At 45.3% G+C, this 5,189-nt stretch carries 4 protein-coding genes; 2 read left to right on the top strand and 2 right to left on the bottom strand.

Annotation, left to right across the window (positions count from 1 at the left end):
- On the bottom strand, positions 1 to 234 hold a 234-nt coding region (locus H6550_16585; GenBank protein MCB9047754.1), incomplete at its 3' end, for a hypothetical protein.
- Between the two features lie 82 nt (positions 235 to 316).
- Here H6550_16585 and H6550_16580 point away from each other — a divergent pair.
- Entirely contained in the window at positions 317 to 1,144 is an 828-nt protein-coding gene (locus H6550_16580) for a 1,4-dihydroxy-6-naphthoate synthase (GenBank protein MCB9047753.1), read from the top strand.
- 55 nt (positions 1,145 to 1,199) lie between these two features.
- On the top strand, positions 1,200 to 3,365 hold the full coding sequence (gene recQ, locus H6550_16575; GenBank protein MCB9047752.1) for a DNA helicase RecQ: 2,166 nt from the start codon (positions 1,200 to 1,202) through the stop codon (positions 3,363 to 3,365).
- Here recQ and H6550_16570 read toward each other — a convergent pair.
- The gene (locus H6550_16570; GenBank protein ID MCB9047751.1) at positions 3,362 to 4,918 is read right to left on the bottom strand and encodes a GH3 auxin-responsive promoter family protein; all 1,557 of its coding nucleotides are present in this window, start codon (positions 4,916 to 4,918) and stop codon (positions 3,362 to 3,364) included. The two genes, recQ and H6550_16570, sit on opposite strands and share 4 nt — an antisense overlap.
- Positions 4,919 to 5,189: the final 271 nt, after the last annotated feature.

The following is a 5,189-nucleotide window of genomic DNA, read 5'->3' as shown; positions in this document are numbered from 1 at the left end:
TATGAGCGGGTTGTTCCTCCTTTGCTGCCATTCCTTTTTACCTGCTGTACGTTTCAGTATATTTACATCCAGAGCATATGAATGGTCCGGCAACGGTGGAAAGATATAGTTATGCTTGATGATCTTTCCATAAACAGGATTGACCTCAATACCATAACCCGCAAGCTTTTCGTTTTGTGCAAACGAGCAGAGCGGGAACAGGACAAACAGCACCAGGAACCTTTTGAACAGCATAGTTGTTATAAGCTTCTAAAATAGCTATATTATTAAAACATGCTGCTTCATTTTTCGTAACAATATTAAATTGCATGGTATTATGAGACTCACATTAGGATTTAGCCCCTGCCCCAATGACACGTTTATCTTCGATGCGATGGTAAATGGTAAGGTAGACACTAAAGGCATTATGTTTCAATACATGTTGGAAGATGTGGAAACCTTGAACAAATGGGCGCTTGAAGAAAAGCTGGATGTGACCAAGCTCAGTTACAATACTTTTCTGCATGTAGTAGATAAATATGCACTGTTGAACAGTGGCAGTGCGCTGGGCAAAGGCGTAGGCCCATTGCTTATAGCAAAAATGCCAATGGAGTTGAAAGACCTTTCGCAATTGCGCATAGCCATTCCTGGGGTAAACACTACGGCCAACCTGCTGTTATCATTGGCTCATCCTGAGGCCAAGAACAAAATACCCTATGTATTCAGCGAAATAGAAGATGCAGTATTAAGCGGAGCAGTGGACGCAGGACTTATCATACACGAAAATAGGTTCACTTACCAGGCCAAAGGCCTGTTCAAACTGATAGACCTGGGTGACTGGTGGGAACAAACTGTACAAGCCGCAATACCACTGGGCGGAATTGTAGCACGCAGGAGTTTCAGCAAAGAGTTGATAACCACTATTGACAACATCATAAAAGACAGTGTGCTATATGCCTGGAAATATTACCCAAGACTGGGGCCGTTTATCACAAGCAATTCACAGGAAATGCAGGAAGATGTGATGCGCCAGCACATAGAGCTTTATGTGAATGAATACACTACCACGTTGGGAGATACAGGTACAAAAGCAATAGATACGCTGTTTGATCAGGCATATGAAACAGGTATCATACAAAGCAAACCTGTCAAAATCTTCTACTAAGCCTAGTTATACACAATTTCAGGCTGATAAGCGATGATTCAGTATTTTCACGCTGATGAAGCAGTACCCCATACACCGCGCACTGAAACACTTTTTCGGGTATGATGAATTCAGGCTGAACCAACAGCCTATAATAGAATCAGTACTGATAGGTAAGGACGTGCTGGCTATAATGCCTACAGGTGGGGGAAAGTCTATCTGCTACCAGCTACCGGCTATGCTGCTTGACGGGTTAACGGTGGTCATTTCACCACTGATAGCCCTGATGAAAGACCAGGTTGATGCACTACAGGCCAATGGTATCAGGGCAGCGTATCTTAATTCTACACTCAGCAATACAGAACAAGGACATGTTATCAATGCGGTACGCAACGGAGAGATAAAGCTGTTGTACCTGGCACCCGAACGGCTATTCAGCAGCGGAACGCAGTTCATCAATTTCCTGACTACACTTAACTGCTCTCTATTCGCTATTGATGAAGCACACTGTATATCTCAATGGGGGCATGATTTTCGCCCTGAATACCTGGGACTGTCCGCACTGAAAAAGCATTTCCGGGGAATACCGGTAATTGCGCTTACTGCCAGTGCTGATAAGATCACTCAAAAGGATATTGTTGACAAGCTGGCACTACAAAATCCGCAGGTGTATATCTCCAGCTTCAATCGTGCCAATATAAGCTACTACATACAACCCAAGCGCAAAGCTTTTGAGCAGATGCTGCATTACCTTAGTGAGCATCGTAACGATAGTGGTATCATATACACCCTATCCCGGGCAAGTACGGAAAGCATTGCCAATAAGCTGAAACAAATGGGCTACAAAGCTGCCTTTTATCATGCAGGCATGAACAGTGATGAGCGTGCAAGGATACAGGAGCTGTTTCAACGGGATGAAATAAAGATCATTGCTGCTACCATCGCTTTTGGCATGGGCATAGACAAGTCGAACGTACGGTTTGTGATGCACAACGACGTACCCAAGAATATGGAAGGCTACTACCAGGAGACAGGGCGTGCCGGCAGGGACGGACTACCCAGCGACGCTATTCTCTACTACACTTCCGGTGACATCAGCAAGCTGATGCGTTTTATTACTGTAGAGAACAATGCGCAACAGACCAACATACTGAAGAAGAAACTCATGCAAATGAAAGAGTTTGCAGAGTATGAGGGCTGCAGGCGGCAATATATACTCAACTACTTTGGCGAACAGGCGCCGGGCTATTGCGGTAGTTGTGATTACTGCCTGAGCAACCTGGAACACCGTAATATGACCATCGAAGCACAGAAGGTATTATCAGCGGTAGTACGTACCAAAGAGCGATATGGTACGGATTACATCATCGACTTCCTGCGGGGTTCTAACAGTGCAAAAATAGTACCTGAACATAAAGCAATAAAGACCTACGGCATAGGTAAAGACCTGAAGAAGGATGAATGGCAGGTCATCATCAGGCAGATGCTGCAGCAAGGATTGGTAACCCTGGAAGACAGCGCCTACCCGGCACTTATACTGAACGACAAGAGTCGTGACATATTGCAGGGCAGAATGGAGGTGACCGTAACCTTCAAGAAGCCGAAAGAAGCATCTGTTATAGCTACCAAAGCACCAGAATACCATAGTGACCTGCTGAACCTACTGAAAGAGCGCCGCCGCGAAATAGCCGAACAAGAGAATGTACCTGCATATATTATAGTAGGCGACAACACATTGCTGGATATGGCAACTTACCTTCCTTTACGGTCGGATGAGCTGCGTCGCATATCTGGTTTTGGCGATTACAAAGTGAGCAAATACGGACCGGCATTTATGCAGGTGCTACAGGCTTACGCCCATGAGCACAATCTTGAGACGCGCATCCAACTCAAAGCACCCAAGCGCGAACGTAAATCAAGTATGGACAAACCAACTATCAGTAATACGCAGCGCATCAGCTTCGAGCTGTTTCAGCAGGGGCATACAATAGACGAAATAGCCGAACAACGTAAGCTATCAGTCAATACTATTGCCGGGCACCTGACTGCATTCATCCTGGACGGAGAGATAAGCGCGACTAAATTTCTGCCGCGACATAAGCTGAATAAGATACTGGAACTGATAGAGCAGACCGGGCAAACCGTTGCTGCCAAACCTATCAAAGACCTGCTACCCGAGGACTATAGCTATGGCGACATACGCATAGCCCAGGCTCATTATGAATACATGAAAAAGTCTTAGTTACTTGCCAGCGTCTTTACATTGTTACTGGCCAGCCATGTAGCCCATTTCACATATGTCTCACCCTTCATCACACGGGGGAACTTACTCATAGCACCACTTTTACCAATGGCCCTCATATAGTCGTAGAAGACATCGTTGTGCAATACCTCAACAAATATCTCCTTCAGTGCTGAGGTACGCTCTACTGCATAGTCATCGTTCAGTTCGCTGAGTGTCTGGTCCAACAGCTCTTTTACAGCGTTGGCATCTACGTTCTCATCCTCGGTGCCGATGTACCAACGGTGTGCGAAGAGGTTCTCATATTTGAAGCCGGCAACAGTGAACTCATGTATCTCTATATTCAGCTTACGGGCCACAATTTCTATGGCCTTGTTCATATTATCTACGCTGAGGTGCTCACCACACAGGCTCAGGAACTGCTTGGTACGTCCAACAATAGCTATTTCATGCTCCTTTGCATTGGTGAAACGTACCACATCGCCTATGATATAGCGCCATGCACCTGCACAAGTACTTATCATTACCGCATAGTTGGTCTGCTCGTCTACCTCGTGCAGCATCACACTTTCAACATTTTCCCTGATATTGCCATCCTCATCAAAGTTCTTTTCGTTGAAAGGGACAAACTCGTAGAATATGCCCACATTCAGCACCAACCTGATACCATGGTCGCCAGGGCGGGCTTTGAAACCAAAGCTACCTTCGCTTGCCATGTAAGTTTCAATGTATGTGATATCCTTACCAAGCAGTTTTTTAAAGCTTTCACGATATGGCTCAAAGCTTACACCACCGTGGATATAAATGCTCAGGTTAGGCCATATCTCATGTATATGCTTCACCTTATGGTAGCGAATCACTTCTTCCATTACTATCTGCACCCAGGCAGGCACACCACACACAGTACCAACATCCCACTTGCGGGCGTTGCGTACTATGAGCTTGATACGGTCTTCCCAATTGGGGCGGCGTGATATCTTCTGACCGGGCTTGTAGAATAGTGACGACAACCACTTAGGCATGTTCTTGGCACTGATACCACTCATATCGCCCTCGTAATACTCCCCTTTCTCAAACAATGATGTTGTTCCACCCAGCATTAATACCCCTTTCTGGAAAGCCGCAGGCGGCACGTTAAAGTCCGTCATGCTGTACAACTGCTTAAAGCCTACTTTTTTGATAGACTTAATCATGTCCTGGGTAACCGGGATGTGCTTGCTGGCGCTTTCGCTGGTACCGGAACTCAGGGCAAAGTACTTGACCTTTCCCGGCCAGGTAACATTTTCCTCACCTTCCTGGCAGCGATACCACCATTGGTCGTACATCTTATTGTAATTATGTACAGGCACCTTGCTCCTGAAGGCGGTCATAAAGTCCAGCTCCTGGTCGAGCATATCAGAAAATCCGTATTTTTTACCAAAAGCAGTGTAGCGTGCTTTCTCCAGCAAATGACGCAAAGTATTGCGTTGGTATTTTTCCGGCGTAGCAACCGGCAGGTCGAATTGTTTTTTAAGACGTAACGAACGAGATATGAGATTTCCCAGGATTGCCATCGGCAGTAATATCAGATTTTGTTTGCCTGTAATTGTAAAACAGGGGTGTAAAATTAGCTATTACTTAGTTATTTCCATCATACATAGTATAAGCGTTCCTTATGTGTTAGTTAAATTTAACCTAATAACTGCAAATCTCCCCCCACAACCGCCTTACCGGTGACTCACTCATTTATTGAAACGTTCCCATTTCCTGCATCACTTTTTTATATTGTATGGTCTGCTCATAGCTGATTTTGGTTTTCGTGTCTATCTCGCTAATCACATCATT

It is taken from the genome of Chitinophagales bacterium, from assembly GCA_020636495.1.
GTDB lineage: Bacteria > Bacteroidota > Bacteroidia > Chitinophagales > Chitinophagaceae > UBA5543.
Note: the sequence above shows the minus strand (reverse complement) of the source record. Positions and strands in the feature narration are given on the sequence as shown.

What these genes read in the sequence shown, in the direction of transcription:
- recQ (MCB9047752.1), top strand. Translation starts at nt 1,200, where the DNA reads ATGAAGCAGTACCCCATACACCGCGCACTGAAACACTTTTTCGGGTAT.
- H6550_16580 (MCB9047753.1), top strand. Translation starts at nt 317, where the DNA reads ATGAGACTCACATTAGGATTTAGCCCCTGCCCCAATGACACGTTTATC.
- H6550_16570 (MCB9047751.1), bottom strand. Translation starts at nt 4,918, where the DNA reads ATGGCAATCCTGGGAAATCTCATATCTCGTTCGTTACGTCTTAAAAAA.